This window comes from Mycolicibacter arupensis (assembly GCF_002086515.1).
GTDB classification, from domain to species: domain Bacteria; phylum Actinomycetota; class Actinomycetes; order Mycobacteriales; family Mycobacteriaceae; genus Mycobacterium; species Mycobacterium arupense.
This window is the reverse complement of sequence record NZ_MVHH01000001.1, coordinates 42170-64816: the sequence shown is the minus strand read 5'-3', so window position 1 is coordinate 64816 and position 22647 is coordinate 42170. Positions and strand designations below refer to the sequence as shown.

The following is a 22647-nucleotide window of genomic DNA, read 5'->3' as shown; positions in this document are numbered from 1 at the left end:
AGGCTCCCCAACTCCTAGCCGCGCAGTAGGTTCGCGTCGTCGACCGAGGCGGATCGCCGGGCCCGGAAGATCGTCATGATGATGGCCAGGCCGATCACCACCTCGCAGGCGGCGACGACCATGGTGAAAAACGCCACCATCTGGCCGTCGAGCTGGGAGTGCAGCCGGGCGAAGGTGACGAATGCCAGGTTGGCGGCATTGAGCATCAGTTCGACGCACATGAACATCACCAGTGCATTGCGTCGCAACAACACTCCGGTGGCTCCGATGGTGAACAGCATCGCCGACAGGTAGAGATAGTTCTCCGGATTCACTGGCCCGCGTCCTCCCTGTCGGCGGCACTGTCGGCCTCGGCGTGTGCCGCATTGCCCGTCGCGCCGACCCAGCGGTGGGTCAAGGTGTCCGACACTGACAGCGGCGAGTAGCTCCCGTCGGGCAGCAGCGCGGCGATGTCGACGGCATTGTGGCGGGCGTAGACGCCGGGGGTGGGCAGCGGTGTCGGCCGTCGGCCGGATTGGAAGCGTTGAATGGACAGCTCCCGCTGCGTCATTCGCGGCTGCAACCGCTCGCGGTGTGTCAGCACCATGGCGGCGAGCACCGCGGTGATCAGCAGTGCACTGGTGAGTTCGAATGCCCACAGGTAGCGGGTGAAGATCAGCGCGGCCAGGCCCTCGACGTTCTGCTGGCTCAGGTCGGCCGCGCCGGAGTCGGCGGCAGCGGGCGTGCCGATGCGCTGCAGGTGCATGGTGGCACCGCCGATCCCGGCGATCAGCAGGATCCCGAACGCGATCCCGGCCAGGGTGGCAGCGGTGCGCTGGCCGCGCAGGGTCTCCACCAGTGATTCGGCGGAGTCCACACCGATCAGCATCATCACGAACAGGAACAGCATCATCACCGCGCCGGTGTAGACGACGATCTGCACCACACCGAGGAACATCGCGTCCTGGACGAAGTAGAACACCGCCAGGATCAGCATCGTCATCGCCAGGAACAGGGCCGAGTACACCGCCTTGGCGGCGGTGACCACGCCGATGGCACCGATCACGGCGATAACGCCCAGCGCCCAGAAAGTGACCGCTTCCCCGGTTGAGGTGCGCACCACGATGTCGGCGGCCGCCAGTGTGGTGCTCATCAGGCTTTACCCTGCTTCACCCGGTCGAGCATGACGAACAGGTCCGGGTCCTCATCGAGGCCGGCCGGGCTCACCCTGCCCAGGTAGTAGTCCTTCTCGGTGGCGCCGGGTGGCATCGCGTGCGGCGGCGCGATCATGCCGGGTTGTAGCGGGGCCAGCAGTTGGTCGCGTTCCCAGATCAGCTCGGCGCGGTTGTCGGCGGCCATCTCGTAGTTGTTGGTCATGGTCAGTGCCCGGGTGGGGCAGGCCTCGATACACAGTCCGCAGCCGATGCAGCGCAGATAGTTGATCTGGTACACCCGGCCATAACGTTCGCCGGGGGAGAAGCGCTCCTGGTCGGTGTTGTCGGCGGCTTCGACATAGATGGCGTCGGCCGGGCACGCCCAGGCGCACAGCTCGCACCCGATGCACTTCTCCAGCCCATCCGGATGCCGGTTGAGCTGGTGGCGGCCGTGGTAGCGCGGCGCCGTCGGCTTCTTCTTCTCGGGATAGCCGTCGTTGATCGGCCGTTTGAACATCGTCTTCCAGGTGACGCCGAACCCGGCCAGGGCGTCTCGCAGGCTAGCCATTGACGTCCTCCTTGATCCGCGGTGAACCGCGTTGGGGCAGCGGTGGTGTCGGGAACGAACCCTCGGTGGCGACGGTGGGGACCGCGGCGGTGGACTCGTCGAGGCGGGCGTTGAGCGCGCTGAATCGCCGATGGAGGAACACCAGGACTACGAGGGTGGTCACGGTACTGATGGCGGCCAGCGCAGGCTGCCAATGCTCGTAGCCGCTATTGCGCAGGGTGCGCATTCCCGCGGCGACCAGCACCCAGGCCAGCGCCACCGGGATGAGGATCTTCCAGCCCAGCGCCATGAACTGGTCGTAGCGCAGCCGGGGCAGGGTGCCCCGCAACCAGATGTAGACGAAGATGAAGCCCCAGAGCTTGAGCGTGAACCACAACAGCGGCCACCAGCCGGTGTTGGCCGCGGCCCACATGTTGAGCGGGAACGGCGCGTGCCACCCGCCGAGGAACAGCGTGACCGCCACGGCCGAAACCGTGGTCATGTTGATGTACTCGGCGAGGAAGAACAGGGCGAACTTCAAAGAGGAGTACTCGGTGTGGAATCCGCCGACCAGTTCGCCTTCGGCTTCGGGCAGGTCGAAGGGCGCCCGGTTGGTCTCACCGACCATCGCGGTCAGATAGACCAGGAACGCCGGCATCAGCAGGAAGGCGAACCACATCCGATCCTGGGCCGCCACGATGCCCGAGGTCGCCATGGTGCCGGCATAGAGGAACACCGACGCGAACGCCAGGCCCATCGCGACTTCGTAGGAGATCACCTGGGCGGTGGAGCGGATGCCGCCGAGCAGTGGGTAGACAGAGCCGGACGACCACCCGGCCAGGATGATCCCGTAGACCCCGATCGAGGACATCGCCAGCACGAACAGCACTGCGATCGGCAGGTCCGCAAGCTGCAGCGCGGTGTGATGACCGAAGATGCTGACTTCCGGGCCCAGGGGGATCACCGCGAACGCGGTGATGGCCGGCACGGTCGAGATGATCGGGGCCAGCGCGTAGATTGCGCGGTCGACGTTGAACGGGGTGATGTCCTCTTTAAGCGCCAGCTTGATGGCATCGGCCAGGCTCTGCAGCCAGCCTTTAGGGCCGACGCGGTTGGGGCCGGGACGCATCTGCATGCGGCCCACGACTTTTCGCTCGATGACGATGGCCAGCACAACCGTCAAGAGCAGAAACAAGAAGATGCCCAGCACCTTGACCAGCATCAACCACAAAGGATCGCTCATGGTGTGCGTCCAATCTGTACTGTTGCGCCGGGGCTGACCCCCAGGTCCCGGTGTACCGCCGAGCCCGCCGAGTTCAGCGGCAGCCACACCACGTTGTCGGGCATGTCGGTGATGCTCAGCGGCAAGGTGATTCGGCCGCGCGCGGTGCTCACCGTGACCGAATCCGCCTCCGCCGCGCCGATCTCGGCGGCCGTCGACACCGACAGCCGCACCACCGGTGTGCGTGCGGTACCGGCCAGGTTGGGTTCGCCGTCCTGCATCAGTCCTTTGTCGAGCAGCATGCGCCAACCGGCCAGCACCGCCTCACCGGCACCGGGCTGCGGTGGGGTACCGGCGGCCGCGTCGGGGCCGGCGGGCCGTTCACCTGACCAGGCGCCCAGCGCCGCCAGCTCGTCGCGGGCCGCTTCCAGCGTGGCAAGTCCCAACGCGATGCCCATCTCCTCGGCGATGACGTCGAGCACCCGCCGGTCGGGCAGGGAACCGGTGTCACCGAGCGCAACACCGAACCGGCGGTGGCGCCCCTCCCAGTTGACATAGGTGCCGGACTTCTCGGTGGCGGCCGCTACCGGCAGCACCACGTCGGCGCGTTCGGTGACGGCGCTGTGCCGCAACTCCAGGCTGACCAGGAACTCGACCGAGTCCAGGGCCGCCAGCGCCGCCGCCGGGTCGGCCAGGTCAGTTGGTTCTATCCCGCCGACCAGCAGTGCACCTAGAGCCCCGTCGGCTGCGGCCGCCAAGATGGCGTCGGTGTCACGCCCGGCCTGCGAAGGCAGGTCGTCGGGGCTCGCCAGCCCCCATGCCTGCGCCACCTCGGCCCGTGCCGCCGGGTCGGTCAGCGGACGCCCGCCGGGTAGCAGGCCCGCCAGCGCTCCACTGTCCAGGGCACCGCGTTCTCCGGCGCGCCGTGGCACCCAGGCCAGGCCGGCCCCGGTGGCCTCGGCCAGCCGGATCGCCGCCGAGAGGGCGCCCGGCGATCCCGCCAGCCGTTCGCCGACCAGGATGACTGCGCCGGGTTGGCGAAGCGCCTGTCCGATGTCGCCGTCGTGCAGGCCGTCCAGCGCTGTCGCCTCACCGCCGGGAACGGTGGTCAGCAGTGTGCCCAGCATCTTTGTCAGCCCGCGGTCGGCGAACGGGGCCAGGCTGAAGACCTTGGTGGCGTTCTTGCGGGCTGCCTTGCGCAGCCGCAGGAAGACCATCGGTGCCTCTTCCTCGGGCTCCAGCCCGGCCAACAGCACTGCGGGGGCGGCCTGCAGCTGGGCGTAGCTGACCTCGATGCCGCGGCCCGCCACCTGGGTGGCCAGGAACGCGGCTTCTTCGGTGGAGTGCGGGCGTGCCCGGAAGTCGATGTCGTCGCTGTCGAGCGCCAGCCGGGCGAACTTGGCGTAGCCGTAAGCGTCTTCGGCCGATACCCGGCCGCCCACCAGGACACCTGCCTGACCGCGCGCCGCGGCCAGCCCTCGTGCCGCTACCGCCGCGGCGTGCGGCCAGGACGTCGGGACCAGGTTTCCGCTGTCGTCGCGGACCAGCGGCGTGGTGATCCGGTCGCCCTGGGTGGCGTAGGTGAAAGCCCACCGGCCCTTGTCGCAGTTCCATTCCTCGTTGACGTCCGGGTCTTCCCCGGCCAGCCGGCGCAGAACCTTGCCCCGTCGGTGGTCGGTGCGTTCGGCGCAGCCGCCCGCGCAGTGCTCGCAGACGGTCGGGGTGGACACCAAGTCGAACGGGCGGGCCCGGAACCGGTAGGAGGCGCCGGTGAGGGCTCCCACTGGGCAGATCTGCACGGTGTTGCCCGAGAAGTAGGAGTCGAACGGTGTGTCGCTGTAGATGCCGACCTGCTGCAGCGCGCCGCGGTCCATCATCTCGATGAGCTTGTCGCCGGCGATCTCGTTGGAAAAGCGGGTGCAGCGGGCGCACAGGATGCAGCGATCCCGGTCAAGGAGCACCTGCGAGGAGATGTTGATGGGTTTGGGGTAGTGACGTTTGGTCTCTTCGAAGCGGGTTTCGGTGCGGCCGTGGGCCATTGCCTGGTTCTGCAGTGGGCATTCGCCACCCTTGTCGCAGGTCGGGCAGTCCAGCGGGTGGTTGATCAGCAGCAGCTCCATCACCATGTGCTGAGCCTGATCGGCTTCGGGGGAGGTGTGCTGGGTGCGCACCACCATGCCGTCGGTGGCCGCCACCGCGCACGACGGTTGCGGCTTGCGCTGGCCCTCCACCTCGACCATGCATTGCCGGCACCACGCCACCGGGTCCAGGAGCGGATGATCGCAGAACCGGGGGACCTCGATGCCCAATTGTTCGGCGGCGCGAATGATCAAGGTGCCCTTGGGCACGGTGACCTCTTGGTCGTCGATGGTGAGTGTTACCAACTCCTGGGCACCCGGCTGAGATGTCTGGGTCACGCCACACCGCCGTCAGATCCGCCTGCCACGTACATGCTCGCTTTCGGGTCGAACGGGCAGCCCCCCTCAAGGTGGGCGATGTATTCGTCACGGAAGTACTGGATCGAGGACTTCACCGGCATAGCCGCGCCATCACCCAAGGCGCAGAACGATTTCCCGAACAGCACGTCGGCGATGTCCAGCAGGGTGTCGAGGTCCTCGGGGGTGCCGCGCCCGGTCTCGAGGCGCTCGTAGATGGGCACCAGCCAGTAGGTGCCCTCCCGGCACGGCGTGCACTTTCCGCAGGACTCGTGCTTGTAGAACTCCGACCAGCGACCCGCCGCGCGCACCACGCAGGTGGTTTCATCGAAGATCTGTAATGCCTTGGTGCCCAACATCGAACCGACCGACGCCATACCCTCGTAGTCCAGCGGCACGTCGAGGTGCTCCTCGGTCAGGATCGGGGTTGACGACCCACCCGGCGTCCAGAACTTCAGTCGGTGGCCGTCGCGGATCCCGCCGGCGTAGCCGAGCAGTTCGCGCAGCGTGATACCCAGCGGCGCCTCGTACTGTCCGGGCCGGTTGACGTGCCCGGACAGCGAATACAACGTGAACCCGCGGGACTTCTCGGTTCCCATGGACCGGAACCACTCGGGTCCGTTGCGCAGGATGGAGGGCACACTGGCGATCGATTCGACGTTGTTGACCACCGTCGGCGAGGCGTAGAGACCGGCCACCGCGGGGAACGGCGGGCGCAGCCGGGGCTGTCCCCGGTAGCCCTCCAGCGATTCGATCAGCGCGGTCTCTTCACCGCAGATGTAGGCGCCGGCCCCGGCATGCACGGTGATGTCCAGGTCGAAGCCACTGCCGCCGATGTCGTTGCCCAGCAGTCCCGCGGCGTAGGCCTCGGCGACCGCGGCCTGCAGCCGTCGCACCACCGGCAGCACCTCGCCGCGGACGTAGATGAAGGCGTGGCGCGCACGGATTGCGTAGCAGCACACGATCATGCCTTCGATGAGCACGTGCGGCGTCGCCATCAGCAGCGGCATGTCCTTGCAGGTGCCCGGCTCGGACTCGTCGGCATTGACCAGCAGGTAGTGGGGTTTGGCGCCCGCTCCTTCGGTGCCCTGCGGGACGAACGACCACTTGGTGCCGGTGGAGAATCCGGCGCCGCCCCGGCCGCGCAGTCCTGAGTCTTTGACCAGCTCGATGACCTCGTCGGGGGTCATCGACAGCGCCCGCTTCATGCCGGCATAGCCGTCGTGGCGACGGTAGGTCGCCAGCGTCCACGACTCCGGCTCGTCCCAGTAGCTGCTCAGGACCGGGGTCAGCGGCGTGCCCTCGGCAAGTGTCATTTCTCGCCCCCACTGGTGTTGCTGCCCGGCTCCGGCGCGGCCATTCCACGCTCACGTGCCACCTGCAGGCCGGCCAGCGTCGCGGCGCCGGCACCACCTTGGCCGTCGTCGGGGCGCTCATCGGCAAAGCCCGCGAGAATGCGTTCGGTCGCCGCGAAACTGCACAGCGGCATCCCACGGGTGGGACGCACCTCGGCGCCGTCGCGCAGCCGGTCGACCAGCTCGCGCGCCGATTCCGGGGTCTGGTTGTCGAAGAACTCCCAATTGACCATCACCACCGGCGCGTAGTCACAGGCGGCGTTGCACTCGATGTGCTGCAGCGTGACCGACCCGTCGGCGGTGGTCTGATCGTTGCCGACGCCCAGATGTTCTTGGAGTTCCGCGTAAATGGCGTCGCCGCCCATCACCGCGCACAGCGTGTTGGTGCAGACCCCGACCAGATAGGTGCCGGTGGGATCGCGCCGGTACATCGAATAGAACGAGGCGACCCCGGCGACGTCTGCGGTGGTCAGGCCGAGCAGTTCCGCGACGAACGACAGGCCGGCCGGGGTGACGTAGGTGTCTTGGGCCTGTACCAGGTGCAGCAGCGGCAGGACCGCTGAACGTGGCTGCGGGTAGCGCCCGATGATCTCCTTGGCGTCGGCCTCCAGCGCGGCTCGCACCTCGGGGGAGTAGGCGCTGGGGGCGCCGGGATGGTTGAACTGATTGGGCTCTTCGGGCTGCCGGCCCAGCTGCAGGAAGACCCGGGTGCCGTCGGTGCCGGCGGTCGGCGGCATCAATCGGCCGCGTCCGGTCTTGTTCACGCCGACCTTGTCGATCTCGCCGCCTGCCGCGCTCACCGGTCCACCCCGCCCATGACCGGGTCGATGCTGGCGACCGCGGCGATCACGTCGGCGATCAGTCCGCCCTCACTCATGGCGGCCACCGCCTGCAGGTTGGTGAACGACGGGTCCCGGTAGTGCACCCGGTAGGGGCGAGTGCCACCGTCACTGACCATGTGCACCCCCAATTCGCCACGGGGCGACTCGACCGAGACGAACACCTGACCGGGCGGCACCCAGAGGTCTTCGGTGACACGTTTGAAGTGGTGGATCAGTCCCTCCATCGAATGGCCCATGATCCAGCCGATGTGCTCGCGCGAATTGCCCTGGCCGTCGGGGCCGATGGTCAGGTCGGCCGGCCACGCGATCTTGCGATCGGCGACCATGACCGGCTCTCCCTGCAGCTTGGTCAACTTCTCCACACACTGCTCGACGATCTTCAGGGACTCCTTGATCTCTGCGATACGGATCAGGTAGCGGCCGTAGGCATCACAGCCGTCATCGGTGATCACCTCGAACTCGTAGTCCTGGTAACCGCAGTACGGCTCGGCGCGACGCACGTCATAGGGCAAGCCTGTCGAGCGCAGCACCGGACCGGTGATGCCCAGCGTCATGCAGCCGGTCAGGTCGAGGTAGCCGACCCCTCGGGTGCGGGCCTTCCAGATGTAGTTCTCGGTCAGCAGGTCCTCGATGTCCTTGAGCCGCTGGGGCATCAGTTTGAGGAAGTCGCGAATCATCGGGATCGCCTGGTCGGGCAGGTCTACCGACACCCCGCCGGGGCGGACGTACTGGTGGTTCATCCGCAGGCCGGTGATCGCCTCGAAAATGTCCAGGACCAGTTCACGTTCCCGGAAGCCGAACAGCATCACCGTGAGTGCGCCGAGCTCCATGCCGCCGGTAGCGAGCGCGACCAGGTGCGAAGACATCCGGTTGAGTTCCATCATCAGAACCCGAATGACGCTGGCGCGCTCGGGAATCTCCTCGGTGATGCCGAGCAGCTTCTCCACACCTAGGCAGTAGGCGGTTTCGTTGAAGAACGGTGACAGGTAGTCCATTCGGGTCACGAACGTGACGCCCTGGGTCCAGTAGCGGTTTTCCAGGTTCTTCTCGATGCCGGTGTGCAGATACCCGATGCCGCAGCGGGCCTCGGTCACCGTCTCGCCCTCAAGTTCCAGGATCAGTCGCAGCACGCCGTGCGTCGATGGGTGCTGTGGGCCCATGTTGACGACGATGCGCTCGCCGGGGTCGGCCGCTCGGGCGGCCTCTACCACCTGATCCCATTCCTGCCCACCGACATTGAGAACGGTGTGCGGCGTCTCGGTACTCATTACTTGTACGCCCTCCGCTGGTCTGGCGGCGGTATCTGCGCGCCCTTGTACTCCACCGGGATGCCGCCCAACGGGTAGTCCTTGCGTTGGGGGTGGCCGTGCCAGTCGTCGGGCATCTCGATGCGGGTCAACGAGGGATGCCCGTCGAAGATGATCCCGAAGAAGTCGTAGGTCTCCCGCTCGTGCCAGTCGGTGGTCGGGTACACCGCGAACAGCGAAGGAATGTGCGGATCTGCATCGGGGGCAGCGACTTCCAAGCGGACGCGGCGGTTGTGGGTGATGGATCGAAGCGGGTAGACCGCATGCAACTCGCGGTCGGTGTCGCCGGGGTAGTGCACGCCGGAGACTCCCAGGCTCAGCTCAAATCGCAGGGCCGGCTCGTCGCGCAGCAGCTGGGCCACCGCGGGCAGCGCGGCGCGATCGATGTAGAGGGTCAGCTCGCCGCGGTACACCACGACTTTCTCTACGGCATCGGCGAATACGATGCCGGTGCGCTGCAGGGCCTCGGAGAGGGTGTCGACGAGTTCATCGAAGTAGCCGCCGTAGGGCCGCGGGGTCTCGCCGGGCAGGACGGCCTCGGTCACCAGACGCCCGTAGCCGGATGTGTCGCCGGTTCCCGCGGCGCCGAACAGGCCGTGGCGGACCTTGATCACGTCTTCGGGTGCGCCGGCGCCCGCGTCGTCTGCCTCGCTCACCGCAGCAACCCCTTCAGTTCCCAGGTGGACGGTGCCGACAAGGCGGCCTGCTCAGTCGCGGTGATCGCCTGCTCCCGGTTGACTCCCAGGGGCATCGCGCGAATCTTCTCGTGCAGCTTGAGGATTGCGTACATCAGCATCTCGGGCCGGGGTGGGCACCCGGGCAGGTAGATGTCGACCGGGACCACATGGTCCACTCCCTGCACGATCGCGTAGTTGTTGAACATGCCGCCCGACGATGCGCACACTCCCATGGACAACACCCATTTGGGTTCCACCATCTGGTCGTAGATCTGGCGCAGTACCGGTGCCATCTTCTGGCTGACGCGGCCCGCGACGATCATCAGGTCGGCCTGGCGTGGTGAGGCCCGGAACACCTCCATCCCGAAGCGGGACAAGTCGTAGTCGGGCGCCATCGTCGACATCATCTCGATGGCGCAGCAGGCCAACCCGAAGGTGGCCGGCCACAGCGAGCCGGTGCGGAAGTATCCTGCGAGGTCTTCCACGGTGGACAGCAGGAGACCGCTGGGGAGCTGCTCTTCTAATCCCATTTCCTAAGCCCGCCTACTTCCAATCAGTCCCAGTTCAGGCCGCCGCGCCGCCAGACGTAGGCGTAGGCGACGAACACGATGAGGGCGAACAACACCATTTCGATGAGCGCGAACGCCCCGAGTCCGTCGAAGGCAACGGCCCAGGGGTAGAGAAAGACGATCTCGATGTCGAAGACGATGAACAGCATCGCGGTCAGGTAGTACTTCACCGGGAAGCGCTGTCCAGGCGGGGCGTGCGGCCCGCTGACCGGCTGGTCAGTGGGCTCGATGCCACATTCGTAGGCCTCGAGCTTCGATCGGTTGTAGCGGGATGGACCCACGAGCGTGGTGGCGACCACGGAGAATACGGCGAATCCGGCGGCGAGCGCGGCGAGGACCAGGATCGGCAGGTACAGGTTCATGCAGTGACGTAGTTCCCTTCCGGGAGCCGATGTGACTTCAGGCACAGCCTAGCCCGAGGCAACCAGGCGGTTGGGAAGAATCCGAAATTGCGGACAACTGTGACGGGCATCACCTGTAGCGGTAACGGGGACAGGGGATTTCGGAGCTGAGGCTGCCCTAACCCGGCAGGTCAGCGAGGCTCGACGAAGGAGAGGTGAAGCTGGGACTGCCGTGTGGTTTGGGCGGTTCAGCGAGGCTCGACGAAGCAGGGGTGAGGCTGGGACTGCCGTGTGGTTTGGGCAGTTCAGCGAGGCTCGACGCAGCAGGGGTGAGGCTGGGACTGCGGTATTAGCTGGGCGTCGGTGTGCGGAGCAGGCCCAGAACCGCGTGACTCAGTGCCATCGGGTCCAGCGGGTGCGCGACCGCGGCGTCGGCGTGTGACCACTTGGCCAGCCATGCGTCATCGGCCCGGCCGGTCAGCACCATGATCGGCGGGCACGGAGTGATCTCATCCTTGAGCTGCTTGCAGATGCCCATTCCGCCGGCCGGTGTGGCCTCGCCGTCCAGGATGGCCAGGGCGATGCCGCCGGCGTCCATCTGACGGATCACCACCGGCTCGGTTGCGACTTCGACGTAACTCAGTTCCGGTAGGTCCGGGTGCAGCCGCCGGCCCAGCGCGGCGATCACCCGAGCACGGGTCGCGGCGTCGTCACTGTAGACAAGTATTCGCAGCGCAGCGGTGGAGTCGGACACGGTGCAGATGCTACTGCGCATACCCTGCCGATATACCGGGTTTGGCGTAGCACTGTCGAAGTGGTTGTCGCGCAGTCACTCTACGGACTACTGGGCGTACCCAGGATGGTCGATCGCGAGTCGATGCCGTACCAGGGTGTACAGGCATGCGCTGACCGCTTCGGGCTGGTCATCGAGGTCGCCGGCCCGGATCGCCGCAGCCAGCTGCGCCTCGTCGCTGAAGCCCAGGGCGGTCAACGCATCCTGGACCACGGCGCCGGTGGTGTCGTTGAGCTCGCGTTCGACGATACGCAGCGCGTTGGCGGCCACCCGGGCGTGGAAGCGGACCTGGCCGTCGGTGGCAGCGTCGCTGTCACGGTGCACCAGGGCGGTGTCCAGGAACTCGGTGACCGCGGCGACGAGTTCGGCCGCGGTGGGCCGCCGGTCCCCGGCGCTCACGGCCGGACCCCGTCGAGCAGCCGCAACAGGTCCCATTCGGTTTCGGAGACCCGGCGGCCGATGGTCGCCAGTTCCACCGAGCGGGTTTGGCCGCTGAGGTGACGTTGGGCCTGGTAGCGGCAGATGATGCCCCATCGCAGCGTGCCCAGCAGCAGCCACCAGTCGAACCGACTCGGGTCCACGTGTACGCCGGTGGCCTGCGCGTAGGCGGCCAAGAGCGAATCGACATCACCGAGTCCGCCGGCGCCGCGTTCGGGTGGTGCGCCGAACCGCCAGGCGCGCAGGCAGAACCAGGCGAGGTCCTCAACGCCGTCGCCGAGGTGCACCAGCTCCCAGTCGAGCACGGCGGCCAGGTCTCCGGCGCCGGAGACCATGAGGTTGCCCATCCGGAAGTCACCGTGCACCAGCTGTGCGGGTACCGGTGCTGGCCGATCCGCGGCCAGCCGGCGCAGGGCCCACTCGAAGGGGGCGGTGGTGTCGGGAAGGGCATCGAGCTGGGCGCGGCATGCGGACAGCTGGTCTTCTGCGCTGAGCGTGACCGCGCCGGGGTCGGCCCGATGAATGGCGCCCAGTGCCTGTGCGCACTGGTCCAACAGGCGTGTGCGTCCCGCGTCGTCGAGTTGGCGCTCGATGCGGCGCACCACCGTCTCGCCCTCGATCAGATCGCAGATCAGGTACGGGTTCCCGAGTGCCGCAGGGGAGTTGTCGGCGATCAGTACGTTCGGTACCGGAGCGCCGGATGCGCCCGCGACGCGTTGCGCGTGGGCCTCGAGTTCCATGCTGGCGTAGAGCTCCTCGAGTGGACCGGTCCGCAGGATCAACGAGCGAGGCGCGTCGGTGCCGTTGACGGCATCGAAAGCCCAGGTGATGCGGCTGGCCCCGCCGGTCAAGGCGCGCAGGTCCTTGACGCTCACGGGGCCCAGCGCCGGTGCCAGCACGTCGGCCAGCCGGTGTGCCAGCTGTTCGGTGGTCATCGCCGTCGGTCGAACCCGAAAAGTCGCTGCGCGACCCGGCGGATCTGGATCTCCTCGGCGCCCTCGGTGATCCGGTAGCGGCGGTGGTGCCGATAGATGTGCTCGAACTGCTCATGGCGGGTGTAGCCGATGCCGCCGTGAATCTGGATGGCGCGGTCGGCGGCCTCGCATACCAGCCGGTTGGCCCGGTAGTTGGCCATCGATACCTTGTCGGAGACCTCCAGGTGATGGTCGCGGTCCAGGTGCCAGGCCGCATAGTTCACCAGCAGTCGCACCATCTGGGCTTCGGTCTGCAGTTCAGCCAGTGGCCATTGCACCGCCTGATTCACCGACAGGGGCTTGCCGAACACGATGCGTTGCCGGGCGTAGTCCGCGGCGCGGTCGATGCAGTACTGCGCTGCGCCCAGGCTGGAGGCCGCCTGCCGGATCCGGTTCTCGTGCAGGAATGTCTGAGCCACCTCCAGGCCGCCGTCGACCTCACCGAGCACCGCCTCGGCGGGCACCCGGACATTGCGCAGTTCGACCTCGCCGTGATCGCTGGGCATGTTGAAGGTCCACCAGTAGAACGGAACGCTGAAGCCCGGTGTGTCGGTGGGCACCAGGAAGGCGGTGATCCCGCGAGCCGAGCCGGCTTCGCCGGAGGTGCGAGCGAACACCAGGTCGTGGGTGGCCCGGTGCACACCGGTGTTGAAGCGCTTGGCGCCGTTGATCACCCAGGTGTCGCCGTCGAGCTCGGCGCGGGTCTCCAGCCACGTGGCATCCGAGCCGTGGTCGGGTTCGGTGAGGCCGAAGGCCATCGATCGCTCGCCGGTGATCATGGCCTGGGAGAATTCGCGGCGTTGTTCGTCGGTGCCGAACCGCTCCATCATGATCACCTGGGGGAAGTTCCCGACGATCGATGACTCGTCCTGCAGATCGTTGTGCAGGCCCAACCCCTTGTGCGCCAGGTGTTCACGGATCACCGCCATGTCGACGTTGCTGCCGTCGCGGCCACCCAGTGAGGCCGGCAGCCCATAACGCAGCCAGCCGGCCGCGTCGGCGCGGCGGCGCATCTCGTCGAGCAACTCCTCCCACTCGCGCCGGGGTGTGCCACCGTTCTCCACGTCGGTGCGGGCGAACTCGCGCCGATGGTCGAAGTACTGCATGTGGTCGGCCTGCAGCGGAGCGATCTCGCGCTCGATGAAGTCGTCCATCTCGGCAAGCAGGCCGGGAAGGTGGTCCGGAAGTGTGAAATCCATGGCGGCTCCTTCAGTTCTCAGCGGTCATCGGCCGTACAGGGTCTTTCGCCAGATCGTCGCCAGCGTCGCGACGGCGTCACTGTCGCTGATCTGCCAGCCCGGTCCTGAGGGGCCGACGAACACGACGGTGAAGTTCTCGAACAGCAGCGCAATGGCGGCGGCGATGTGATCGGGGTTCAGGTCGGCACCGTAGCCCTGCTGTTGGGCGTGGCGCACCGAAGCGGCGACGATCTCCATGCCGAACCGGCGGAACTCGTTCTGCAGTGCGGCGAAACGTTCACTGGTCGCCGCCAGCTGCGCGACCGCGATCATGACGCCGATGTTCGGCTTGAACATGGCCCAGTAGGCGCTGGCCACCGACGAGAAGAACTCGGTGTCTTCCGGGGACTCCGGCAGTCGCATCTTCAGGCCCGACGGTTCCACCACCTGGGTCAGAAACGACTCGGCCAACGCGGCCAGCAGGTCTTCCTTGTCGTGGAAGTACCGGTAGAGCACCGCGGTGGATTTTCCGGCGGCCGACGTGATGTCGGCCAGCGTGGTGCCGTGAAAACCGCGTTCGGCAAACAGTTCTCGGGCGGCCTGCTCGATGGCGCCGCGCGTCAGGCGGCCCTTCGAGCTGAGCTCCCGCTGGGTAGACATCGAGGCGCTCAGTCCCGCTTCCGGTCGCCGGCGGCCAGCAGGGCGCTCGGCAGCCCGTGGCCGACGACGGTGCTGGCCACGCCTGCCGCGGTGATGGCGGCGTCCAGGTCGATTCCGGTGTCGATGCCGCAGTCGCCGAGCAGGTATACCAAGTCTTCGGTGGCGATGTTGCCGGTGGCGCCCGGAGCGAACGGGCAGCCGCCGAGACCACCGGCCGAGGCGTCAAGGCGGGTGATGCCGGCCTGCACTGCCGCGTAGGCACTGGCCAACCCGGAACCGCGCGTGTTGTGAAAGTGCGCCCCCAGCGGGATGTCGCCGATCAGCGGCTGGACCGCTGCGATCAGGTCGGTGACCCGGCGCGGGGTGGCGGTGCCGATGGTGTCGGCGATGGCGAGCCGGTCGACCCCGAACGCCCGTGCCGATGCGGCGATGTCGGTGACGCGGCCGGGATCTGTGGGGCCCTCGAACGGGCAGTCCCAGGCGGTGGCGATGATGACCTCCACCGAGGCGCCGGCATCATGGGCGATTCCGGCGATGTCGGTGGTGGCCGCGACGGCCTGTGCGGTGGGGCGCCCCACGTTGGCGGTGCTGAACTCGTCGGAGGCGCACACCACGTACTCGATGGACTTCAGTCCGGCCGCCACCGCCCGTGCCGCACCGCCGGGGCTGGCGACCAGCGCGGAGAACTCCAGGCCGGGGTAGCGCCACAGTTCGGCGGCCAACTCGGCGGCATCGGCCAGGGCCGGGACCTTGGTGGGGGAGACGAACGAGGTGACCTCGACTTCGCGCACACCGGTGGCGGCGATCGCGGCCAGCAGTTCGAGCTTGGCGCTCAACGGGATCGGTGCTTCGATCTGCAGGCCGTCGCGCAGCGCGACCTCGCGGATCGCGACGTGGCGGGGCAGTGTGCTCACAGCACGCCCTCCCTGCGTAGGTCGTCCAGCTCCGCATCGGTCTTGCCGAGCAGCTCGATGTAGACCTCGTCGTTGTGCTGGCCGGGCCGGGCCGACCCGGCGTTGCGGATGGTGCCGGGGCTCTCCGAGAGCACGGGCATGACACCGGGTCCCAAGACGGTGCGCTCGGCGCCTTCGTCCCAGTGCTCGGCGAGCATGCCGCGGGCCCACAGCTGCGGGTCCTTGACCACCTCTGCGACGGTGTTGATGGGTCCGGAGATCACGCCGGCATCGCTCAGCGTCGCGATGATGGCATCGGGTGCCCGCTGGGCCGCCCATGCGCCGATGATCGCGTCGAGCTCGTCCTGATTGCGGCCACGCGCGCCGTGATCGGCGAACCGCGGGTCGGTTGTCAGCTCTGGCTGTCCCATGGCCTGGCACAGCCGGGCGAAGACACTGTCTTGGTTGGCGGCGATCACCACCCAGCTGCCGTCGGCGGACTGGTAGATATTGGAGGGGGCGATGCCTTCCAGGCGGGTGCCGGACGGCCCGCGGACCACGCCGCCGACGTCGTAGTCGGGGATGGTGGATTCCTGGATGGCCAAACAGGATTCGGTCAGTGCGACATCGACCACCTGGCCCACGCCGGTGACGCTCCGGCGGTACAGCGCGGCGAGGGCACCTTGGGCGGCGAACATGCCTGCGAGGCTGTCGCCGAGGGACAGTGCCAGCCGCGGCGGCGGACCGCCGGGAAAGCCGTTCATGTGGCGCAGTCCGCTGGCGGCCTCGGCGACCGAGGCGTAGCCGGCCTTGTGGGCGTCCGGCCCGGTCTGCCCGTAGCCCGAGACCCGCACCAGGATGAGACCCCGGTTGTGCCGATGCAGTACATCGAAGCCCAGTCCCCAGCGCTCCAGCGTGCCGGGGCGGAAGTTCTCCACGACGATGTCGGATCTCTCGACGAGCTCAAGGAACAGTGCGCGGCCCTTCTCGGTGCGCAGGTCCAGGGTGATGGCCTTTTTGTTGCGGGCGTGCACGGTCCAGAAGAAGTGGTGGCCGTCGACTTCGGCTTGCCCCCAGGTGCGCAGCGGATCGGGCCTGCCGGGCAGTTCGATCTTGATGACCTCTGCGCCCATGTCGCCGAGCAGTCGCCCAGCGAAGGGGCCGGAGATCAGCGTGCCGAGCTCCAGAACACGGATCCCGTCCAGCGCACCTGTGGTGTTCATTGTGACGAGCCTACGAAATCATGCTGGGCCAGCCAATCACTGACGATCGTTACGGCCTGTCGCAGCGCGTCGCGCTGATCCGGGCCGGCGTAATAGTGGTTGGCGCCGGGGATTTCATGCATCGCCTTATCGCCGGTGCCGATGGCCTCGAACAGTCGGCGGGTGTGGCTGGGTGTGCAGGCGTCGTCCGCGAGGTTGCCGATCACCAGGGTGGGCACCGCGATATCTGCTCCGCAGTCCAGTCCGTCGCCGTGGGCGTCGTCGTAGCTCCATTGCGACAGCCAGCTGCGCAGCGTGCAGAACCGGGCCAACCCGACCGGGCTCATGTTCACCACCGCGGGCTCGCCCAGGTAGCAACTTCCTGGGGTGCGATCGTTGGGATCGACCGTCGGATCCAGCCAGCGCGGGTCGGCCATGGTGCCGTGCACGACGAACCCGAACTCCTGATCCGGCAGGCCGGCATCGGTGAACTCGGCCAGCTTCGCCTTGACCCAGGCGGTGATCCTGCGGTTGCGGGCGATCTGGGCGGCCCGGTAGCGGTCCAGGAACTCCGCGCTGTAGGGCGGCTGGTTGGGGTTGTCCGGGTTGTAGAGGTCCAGTTCCGGGTCGCGTTTGGTGGGGTCGGACTCGTCGAGGATCGACGCGTCCAGCCATTCGGTGAGCGTGCCGTGGCGGCTGATGTGTGCGGCGAGCAGCATCACACCGTCGGCCGGGATCAGGTTCAGTTTGGTCAGGTCGGGGCCGTCACCGGAGGGGCTTGCCGTCACCGTCGGGTGCTGCGCCTGCTGTTGGTAGAACAGCGACAGCGAACCTCCGCCGCTCCAGCCGGCCAGCACCACCTTGCGGTAGCCCAGTCGGTTCTTGGCGTCTTTGATGCATTCGCCGAGGTCTTCGACCACCTTCTCCATCAGTAGCGCGGAGTCGGTGCCGCGGAACCGGCTGTTGCAGTAGATGACGTGGTGTCCGGCGCGGGCCAGGGCATTGACCATCGGCAGATAGGCGCCGCCGCCGATCGGGTGCATGAACACCAGCACGGTGTCGCTGGGTGCGGATCTGGGGCGCAGCAGATAGCTCTCCAGAACCACCAATTCGGCGACGCCGCCATAGACGTCGCGGACACCCGAATTGTTCTGGTAGGCAATCAGGTAGGGGATTCGGTCGTAGTCGTGCTTGACGGTCATGCGTGCTGTCCTAGGTCGGCGGCGAGAACTTCGGGGGAGGGCGTGAGACGGCGCCGGGTGTCGATGGCGATGACTTGCCAGTCCACCCGTTGGTATTCATCGAATTTTCGCCGGGACCTTTCGCGGGCCTTCTCCGGCGCGCCGTGGTGCACGCCTTGGGGTGCGTGGCTGATCAGGCCCGGGGGCATGGGAATCCCGTAGAGCGATCCGCCGTGGAAGAACGCGATCTCGTCGTAGTCGACGTTGCGGTGGTACCAGGGGGTGCGTTCGGTGCCGGGCACGGTCTCGGCGGGCTTGGGCAGGAAGTTCATCACATACACCCCGGTGGCCTGCATGAACAGGTGCACGGTGGGAGGCAGGTGCACGCTTTCGGAAGTGATCACGTTGTAGTCGGCGATGTTGAACGAGAACGCGAAGTTGTCCCCGCGCCAGCCCTCTACGTCGAGCGGATTGTGTTGGTAGTGAAGCGTTGTCGGCCCGCCGTCGTGGATGAGCCGGACTTCGTAGCTGTCACGTCCGTCACCGAAGGGGTCTTCCTCGGCCGGGCCCGGTTCGGGGATCACCACCAGCGAGGGGTCGAAGGGAAAATGCCTGCCCAACGGACCCGGCGGCGGCACCTGGAATTCGTCGGTGGCCTCGATCATCAACCAGGTCGACTCGGTGGCGGGAAGCTGCCGCCAGGTGGTCGCCTTGGGCAGATACAGCCAGTCGCCCTCGCGGTAGTCCAGCGGGCCGAATTCGGTCTCCAGTCGCCCGGAGCCGGCGTGCACGAAGCACAGCAGGTCGCCGTCGACGTAGCGGACGTGAAACGGCATGGCGGCGCTGCGCCGCGACAGCTTGATGCGGCAGTCGGCATTGCTGAACAGCAGCAGCGGGTCGCCCGCGGCGTCGGCTGCGTCGGTGGGCGCCAGGAGCGCGGCCAGGACGTCGACCGGCCGCAGCGGGCCTTCGGCGCGATAGGCGGTGGGGTCGTGGCGGCGGTACATGTTGGCGGTGCGCCCGGTGAAGCCTCCGCGACCCAGTTCGTCGTCTTTGAGGCCGTCGAGGTCGGCGTGGATGCGGCGCGGTGTGGTGCCTTTGCGCAGGTGGACAAAGGATTCCATCAGCGACTCCCGGGGATCGACAGCAAAAGTAAAAGCAACATTACTTTTTCTTTTGGTCCGCGGCAAGGGTGCAGTGCGGTGGGCGACCAGACGCAGAATCGCACCCGCGGGGCCCCGCGGGTGCGATTCTGCGTCTGCTCAGCGCTAGAGGAGAGCTGGGCTACTTGAGCTCGGCCGACGTCAGGCCCAGCAGCCGGCGGGCCACCACCAGCAGCTGAATCTGCTGGGTGCCCTCGAAGATGTCGAGGATCTTCGAGTCACGGCTCCACTTCTCCAACAGGGTCTGCTCGGAGTAGCCCAGCGTGCCGGCCATCTCGACGGCCTTGAGGGTGATGTCGGTGGCGACCCGGCCGGCCTTGGCCTTGCCCATCGACGCCTCTTTGGAGTTGGGGATGCGGTTGTCGGCCTGCCATGCCGAGCGCAGCGTCAGCAGGTTGGCCGATTCCCAGTCGGCCTCCATGCGCAGGAACTCCGCAGCCGGGGCGCTCTGGGCGTGCGCAGGCTTGTCGTAGCTGACCTCGATGCCCGCCGCGGTGAGCAACTTGCGCAGCTCTTCCAGCGCAGCGCGCGCGACCCCGACCGCCATCGCGGCCACGATCGGCCGGGTGTTGTCGAAGGTCTCCATGACCCCCGAGAAGCTCTTCTCGGTGTTGATGTCCGGGCTGCCCAGCAGGTTGTCCTTGGGAATGCGGGCGTTGTCGAAGCGGATCACCGCGGTGTCGGAGGCCTTGATGCCCAGCTTGTGCTCCAGGCGTTCGACCGTCACGCCGGGGTGCTCGCGCGGCACGATGAACGACTTGATGGCCGCCCGCCCCAATGCCTTGTCCAGGGTCGCCCACACCACGATGTGGGTGCAGCGCGATCCGGCGGTGACGAAGATCTTCTCGCCGTTGATCACGTACTCGTCGCCATCGAGGGTGGCCGTCGTGCTGACCGCCGCGGAGTCGGAGCCGAAGCTGGGCTCGGTGATCGCCATGGCGGCCCACACCTTGCCCAGGCGCGCGAGCTGCTCGTCGGTGGCGACACCGGAGATGGCCGCATTGCCGAGTCCCTGATAGGGCACCGACAACATCAAAGCGACGTCGCCCCAACTCATCTCCAGTACCTGCAGCATCGCGGCCATGTTGGACGCGTTGCGGTTGCCGGTCTGCTCTCCGGAGGCGCGGAAAGCCTCGGCGCCGGCCATTGCGTTGTCGCCGGTTCCCGAGACCCCGTCGAACAGGGTCTCGAGGGTGTCCAGTTCGACCGGATAGGCGTGCTCGCGCGCGTCGTATTTGCGCGAGATCGGGCGCAGTATCTCCGCCGCGCCGGCGTGGGACATCTCGATGACTTCGTGCAGTTTGCGGGGCAGTTCCAGATTGATTGCCATGGTCAGACTTTCGTTGTCGCTGCGGATAGGCCGGGTGGCTCGGGATGGCTCAGATGACCAGGACGCCCTCGGCGATGCCGAGCGCGCGCAGATCCCGGTACCAGCGCTCGACCGGGTGCTCCTTGGTGTAGCCGTGGCCGCCGAGCAGCTGTACTCCGTCCAAGCCGATCTGCATGCCCTTGTCGGTGGCGATCCGCTTGGCCAGTGCGGCCTCCCGGATGAACGGCAGGCCCTGCTCGCACCGGGAGGCGCCGCGCCAGGTCAGCAGCCGCAGTCCGTCGAGCTCGATGGCGATATTGGCGCACATGAACGCCACGGATTGGCGGTTGGCGATCGGTTCCCCGAAGGCCTCGCGCTCCTTGATGTAGGGCATCACGTGGTCGAGCACGGCGTGGCTGGTGCCGACGGCCACCGCGGCCCAGCCCAGTCGCGACAGCGCGATCGCCTGTGAGTAGTCGGCATCGGCTGCGGCATCTTCGCCCAGGCGGGCGGTCAGGGGTACCGACACCTTGTTCAGCTCGATCTGGCCCAGGGCGGCGGCGCGAAGGCCCATGCTGGGGTCGGCCTTGACGGTCAGGCCGGGGGCTGAGGACTCCACGATGAACAGCGCCGGCTTGCCGTTGAGTTGGGCGGCGACGATGAACAGCTCCGCGTCGGCGGCGGCCGGAACCAAGGACTTCACGCCGTCGAGCCGGTAGCCGCTGGGGGTGCGCACCGCGGTGGTCTTGAGGTTGGTCGGGTCGAACAGCGGATGCGGTTCGACGATCGCGACGCAGGCCTGCGGGACGTTCTCCCCGGCGAACTCCGGCAGGTAGGTGGCCTGCTGGTCGGCGCTGCCCCAGTGGGTCAGCGCCGAGGCCACCCCGCCGGGGGCCAGGATCGGCAGTGCCAGGCCCATGTCGCCATATGCCAGCGCCTCGGCGACCAGCACGTTGGTGACCGCCGAGCGGTGTGCGGCGATGCCGTCGAACTCCTCGGGGATGTTGATTGCCGTGATGCCCAGTTCGGTGGCCTTGCCGAGCAGCTCGCGCGGGTAGTCGAGGGCCTCGTCGGCGTCGTGGGCCGCCGGGCGCAGCAACTCGGCGGCGAACTCCTCGACGGTGTCGATGATCATCTGCTGATCGTCATCGGGGGTCAGGTCGAAGTAATCGCTGCCCTTCGCGCCGTTGGCGCCGGCGGGGGCGGCGAGTCGGGCCGGCGCCTTGCCCAGGCCCTGGACCTTCTTGAACTGGCGGGTGGAGGCTCCGGCGACGGAGAACACCGTCTTCACGCCGTAGTGAAGCCCTCGGTTCAGTGGCTCCCGGAGGCGGTAGCGGTCCAGAAAATCCTGGCTGACCAGCGGCGTGACCAGCGACAGGGCGGTCGCCATCGGGCTGCGCTTGCGCGGAACCGACCCGACGCCGCTGGCGCGGCTGTTCAGCCGGACCTTTGAGCCGTTGGTGGCGGGGGCGATATCAGTCATGTCAGAGCCTCACTCGAGGGAAGGTATCGATGAGGTCACCTTACTCCGAAGTAAGATGACTCGTAAGTAAGGTGTGACGTAGTCCTCAGACGCAGACGTCAGGGGCAGTCCGGCATCGCCCCCGCTGATCGCAGGCTCAGTCCGTGGTGAGTGCCGCCATCACCTGCTTGTGCAGGGCGGGGTTGGCGGCGACGGCGCAGTTGCCATGCGGGCCCGGATTGCCGGACAGGTCGGTGAACACCCCACCGGCCTCGCGCACCAGGATGTCGACGGCGGCCAGGTCCCAGACCGACACCGCCGGTTCGATCGCCGCGTCCACCGCACCCTCGGCGACCAGGCAGTAGGCCCAGAAATCGCCGTAGGAGCGGGTCCGCCACACCGACGCCGTCAGACTCAGGAACTGCTCGCGCAGGCCACGCGCCTCCCAGTAGTTCAGCCCGGCGAACGTCAGGCTCGACGAGTCCAGGTCCGCCACGGCCGACACCGACAGTTGTCGCGCGGGCGCCCCGGCGACAGACCCGAATGCACCCTGGCCGCTGGTGGCCCACCAGCGCCGGTGCAGCGCCGGGGCGCTGATCACCCCGAGGATCGGCACGCCGTCCTGCAGCAAAGAGATCAGGGTGGCCCACACCGGCACCCCGCGCACGAAGTTCTTGGTGCCGTCGATGGGGTCGATGATCCACTGGCGCCCGCTGAAGGCGGCGGTGCCACCGAACTCCTCACCCAGAATCTGGTCCTGTGCGCGCTCGGCGGCCAGCACCTCACGCAGCGCGGTTTCCACGGCCTGGTCGGCATCGGTCACCGGGGTCAGGTCGGGCTTGGTGTCGACCCGCAGGTCCAGTGCACCGAACCGCGCGAGGCTGATTTCGTCCGCCCGATCGGCCAAGGCCAGGGCGAGGGTGAGGTCGTCATCGAGATTGTCGTTGATCTGCGCCATGGCGAAAG

General features: G+C 67.5%; 23 protein-coding genes. All 23 read right to left on the bottom strand.

The window, feature by feature from the left end:
• Positions 1 to 14: 14 nt before the first annotated feature.
• Positions 15 to 314, bottom strand: coding sequence for an NADH-quinone oxidoreductase subunit NuoK (gene nuoK, locus BST15_RS00310; protein WP_024442457.1), 300 nt, complete (start codon positions 312 to 314; stop codon positions 15 to 17).
• The gene (locus tag BST15_RS00305; RefSeq protein ID WP_046188474.1) at positions 311 to 1132 is read right to left on the bottom strand and encodes an NADH-quinone oxidoreductase subunit J; all 822 of its coding nucleotides are present in this window, start codon (positions 1130 to 1132) and stop codon (positions 311 to 313) included. Before BST15_RS00305 ends, nuoK begins: the two co-directional genes overlap by 4 nt.
• Positions 1132 to 1701: an NADH-quinone oxidoreductase subunit NuoI gene (gene nuoI / locus BST15_RS00300; RefSeq protein WP_046188475.1), complete on the bottom strand. Its 570-nt coding sequence runs from the start codon at positions 1699 to 1701 to the stop codon at positions 1132 to 1134. Before nuoI ends, BST15_RS00305 begins: the two co-directional genes overlap by 1 nt.
• Positions 1694 to 2923: an NADH-quinone oxidoreductase subunit NuoH gene (gene nuoH, locus BST15_RS00295; RefSeq protein ID WP_046188476.1), complete on the bottom strand. Its 1230-nt coding sequence runs from the start codon at positions 2921 to 2923 to the stop codon at positions 1694 to 1696. The genes nuoI and nuoH overlap by 8 nt, the downstream gene beginning before the upstream one ends.
• On the bottom strand, positions 2920 to 5319 hold the full coding sequence (locus BST15_RS00290) for an NADH-quinone oxidoreductase subunit G (RefSeq protein WP_046188477.1): 2400 nt from the start codon (positions 5317 to 5319) through the stop codon (positions 2920 to 2922). The genes nuoH and BST15_RS00290 overlap by 4 nt, the downstream gene beginning before the upstream one ends.
• The gene (nuoF, locus tag BST15_RS00285; RefSeq protein WP_046188478.1) at positions 5316 to 6653 is read right to left on the bottom strand and encodes an NADH-quinone oxidoreductase subunit NuoF; all 1338 of its coding nucleotides are present in this window, start codon (positions 6651 to 6653) and stop codon (positions 5316 to 5318) included. The genes BST15_RS00290 and nuoF overlap by 4 nt, the downstream gene beginning before the upstream one ends.
• On the bottom strand, positions 6650 to 7429 hold the full coding sequence (nuoE, locus tag BST15_RS00280; RefSeq protein WP_046188496.1) for an NADH-quinone oxidoreductase subunit NuoE: 780 nt from the start codon (positions 7427 to 7429) through the stop codon (positions 6650 to 6652). The genes nuoF and nuoE overlap by 4 nt, the downstream gene beginning before the upstream one ends.
• Positions 7430 to 7488: 59 nt before the next feature.
• Positions 7489 to 8802 carry an NADH-quinone oxidoreductase subunit D gene (locus BST15_RS00275; RefSeq protein ID WP_046188479.1) on the bottom strand — a complete coding sequence of 438 codons (1314 nt, stop codon included), beginning with the start codon at positions 8800 to 8802 and terminating at the stop codon, positions 7489 to 7491.
• A complete protein-coding gene (locus BST15_RS00270) occupies positions 8802 to 9497 on the bottom strand; it encodes an NADH-quinone oxidoreductase subunit C (protein WP_082104073.1) in 696 nt (231 codons plus the stop codon). Before BST15_RS00270 ends, BST15_RS00275 begins: the two co-directional genes overlap by 1 nt.
• Positions 9494 to 10048, bottom strand: a complete 555-nt coding sequence (locus tag BST15_RS00265) for a NuoB/complex I 20 kDa subunit family protein (RefSeq protein WP_046188481.1) — start codon at positions 10046 to 10048, stop codon at positions 9494 to 9496. The genes BST15_RS00270 and BST15_RS00265 overlap by 4 nt, the downstream gene beginning before the upstream one ends.
• A 23-nt stretch (positions 10049 to 10071) precedes the next feature.
• Positions 10072 to 10449, bottom strand: coding sequence for an NADH-quinone oxidoreductase subunit A (locus BST15_RS00260; protein WP_046188482.1), 378 nt, complete (start codon positions 10447 to 10449; stop codon positions 10072 to 10074).
• Between the two features lie 328 nt (positions 10450 to 10777).
• Positions 10778 to 11182 carry an Rv3143 family two-component system response regulator gene (locus BST15_RS00255; RefSeq protein ID WP_234708210.1) on the bottom strand — a complete coding sequence of 135 codons (405 nt, stop codon included), beginning with the start codon at positions 11180 to 11182 and terminating at the stop codon, positions 10778 to 10780.
• Between the two features lie 87 nt (positions 11183 to 11269).
• A complete protein-coding gene (locus BST15_RS21965; protein WP_165757086.1) occupies positions 11270 to 11620 on the bottom strand; it encodes a DUF6285 domain-containing protein in 351 nt (116 codons plus the stop codon).
• Positions 11617 to 12594, bottom strand: coding sequence for a phosphotransferase family protein (locus tag BST15_RS00250; RefSeq protein ID WP_046188485.1), 978 nt, complete (start codon positions 12592 to 12594; stop codon positions 11617 to 11619). Before BST15_RS00250 ends, BST15_RS21965 begins: the two co-directional genes overlap by 4 nt.
• Complete coding sequence (locus tag BST15_RS00245) at positions 12591 to 13832, bottom strand: acyl-CoA dehydrogenase family protein (protein WP_046188486.1); 1242 nt, start codon at positions 13830 to 13832, stop codon at positions 12591 to 12593. Before BST15_RS00245 ends, BST15_RS00250 begins: the two co-directional genes overlap by 4 nt.
• A gap of 24 nt (positions 13833 to 13856) precedes the next feature.
• On the bottom strand, positions 13857 to 14471 hold the full coding sequence (locus tag BST15_RS00240) for a TetR/AcrR family transcriptional regulator (protein WP_083070755.1): 615 nt from the start codon (positions 14469 to 14471) through the stop codon (positions 13857 to 13859).
• A gap of 8 nt (positions 14472 to 14479) precedes the next feature.
• The gene (locus BST15_RS00235) at positions 14480 to 15385 is read right to left on the bottom strand and encodes a hydroxymethylglutaryl-CoA lyase (protein WP_046188488.1); all 906 of its coding nucleotides are present in this window, start codon (positions 15383 to 15385) and stop codon (positions 14480 to 14482) included.
• A complete protein-coding gene (locus BST15_RS00230; RefSeq protein WP_046188489.1) occupies positions 15382 to 16587 on the bottom strand; it encodes a CaiB/BaiF CoA transferase family protein in 1206 nt (401 codons plus the stop codon). The genes BST15_RS00235 and BST15_RS00230 overlap by 4 nt, the downstream gene beginning before the upstream one ends.
• Positions 16584 to 17768: an alpha/beta hydrolase family protein gene (locus BST15_RS00225; protein ID WP_046188490.1), complete on the bottom strand. Its 1185-nt coding sequence runs from the start codon at positions 17766 to 17768 to the stop codon at positions 16584 to 16586. Before BST15_RS00225 ends, BST15_RS00230 begins: the two co-directional genes overlap by 4 nt.
• Positions 17765 to 18871, bottom strand: a complete 1107-nt coding sequence (locus tag BST15_RS00220) for a homogentisate 1,2-dioxygenase (protein ID WP_046188491.1) — start codon at positions 18869 to 18871, stop codon at positions 17765 to 17767. Before BST15_RS00220 ends, BST15_RS00225 begins: the two co-directional genes overlap by 4 nt.
• 160 nt (positions 18872 to 19031) lie before the next feature.
• The gene (locus tag BST15_RS00215; RefSeq protein ID WP_046191514.1) at positions 19032 to 20240 is read right to left on the bottom strand and encodes an acyl-CoA dehydrogenase family protein; all 1209 of its coding nucleotides are present in this window, start codon (positions 20238 to 20240) and stop codon (positions 19032 to 19034) included.
• A gap of 49 nt (positions 20241 to 20289) precedes the next feature.
• Positions 20290 to 21702 (bottom strand): acyl-CoA dehydrogenase family protein, encoded by a 1413-nt coding sequence (locus BST15_RS00210; protein ID WP_046686360.1) that lies wholly within the window; start codon positions 21700 to 21702, stop codon positions 20290 to 20292.
• A 136-nt stretch (positions 21703 to 21838) separates the two neighbouring features.
• Entirely contained in the window at positions 21839 to 22639 is an 801-nt protein-coding gene (gene hisN / locus BST15_RS00205) for a histidinol-phosphatase (RefSeq protein ID WP_046190667.1), read from the bottom strand.
• Positions 22640 to 22647: the final 8 nt, after the last annotated feature.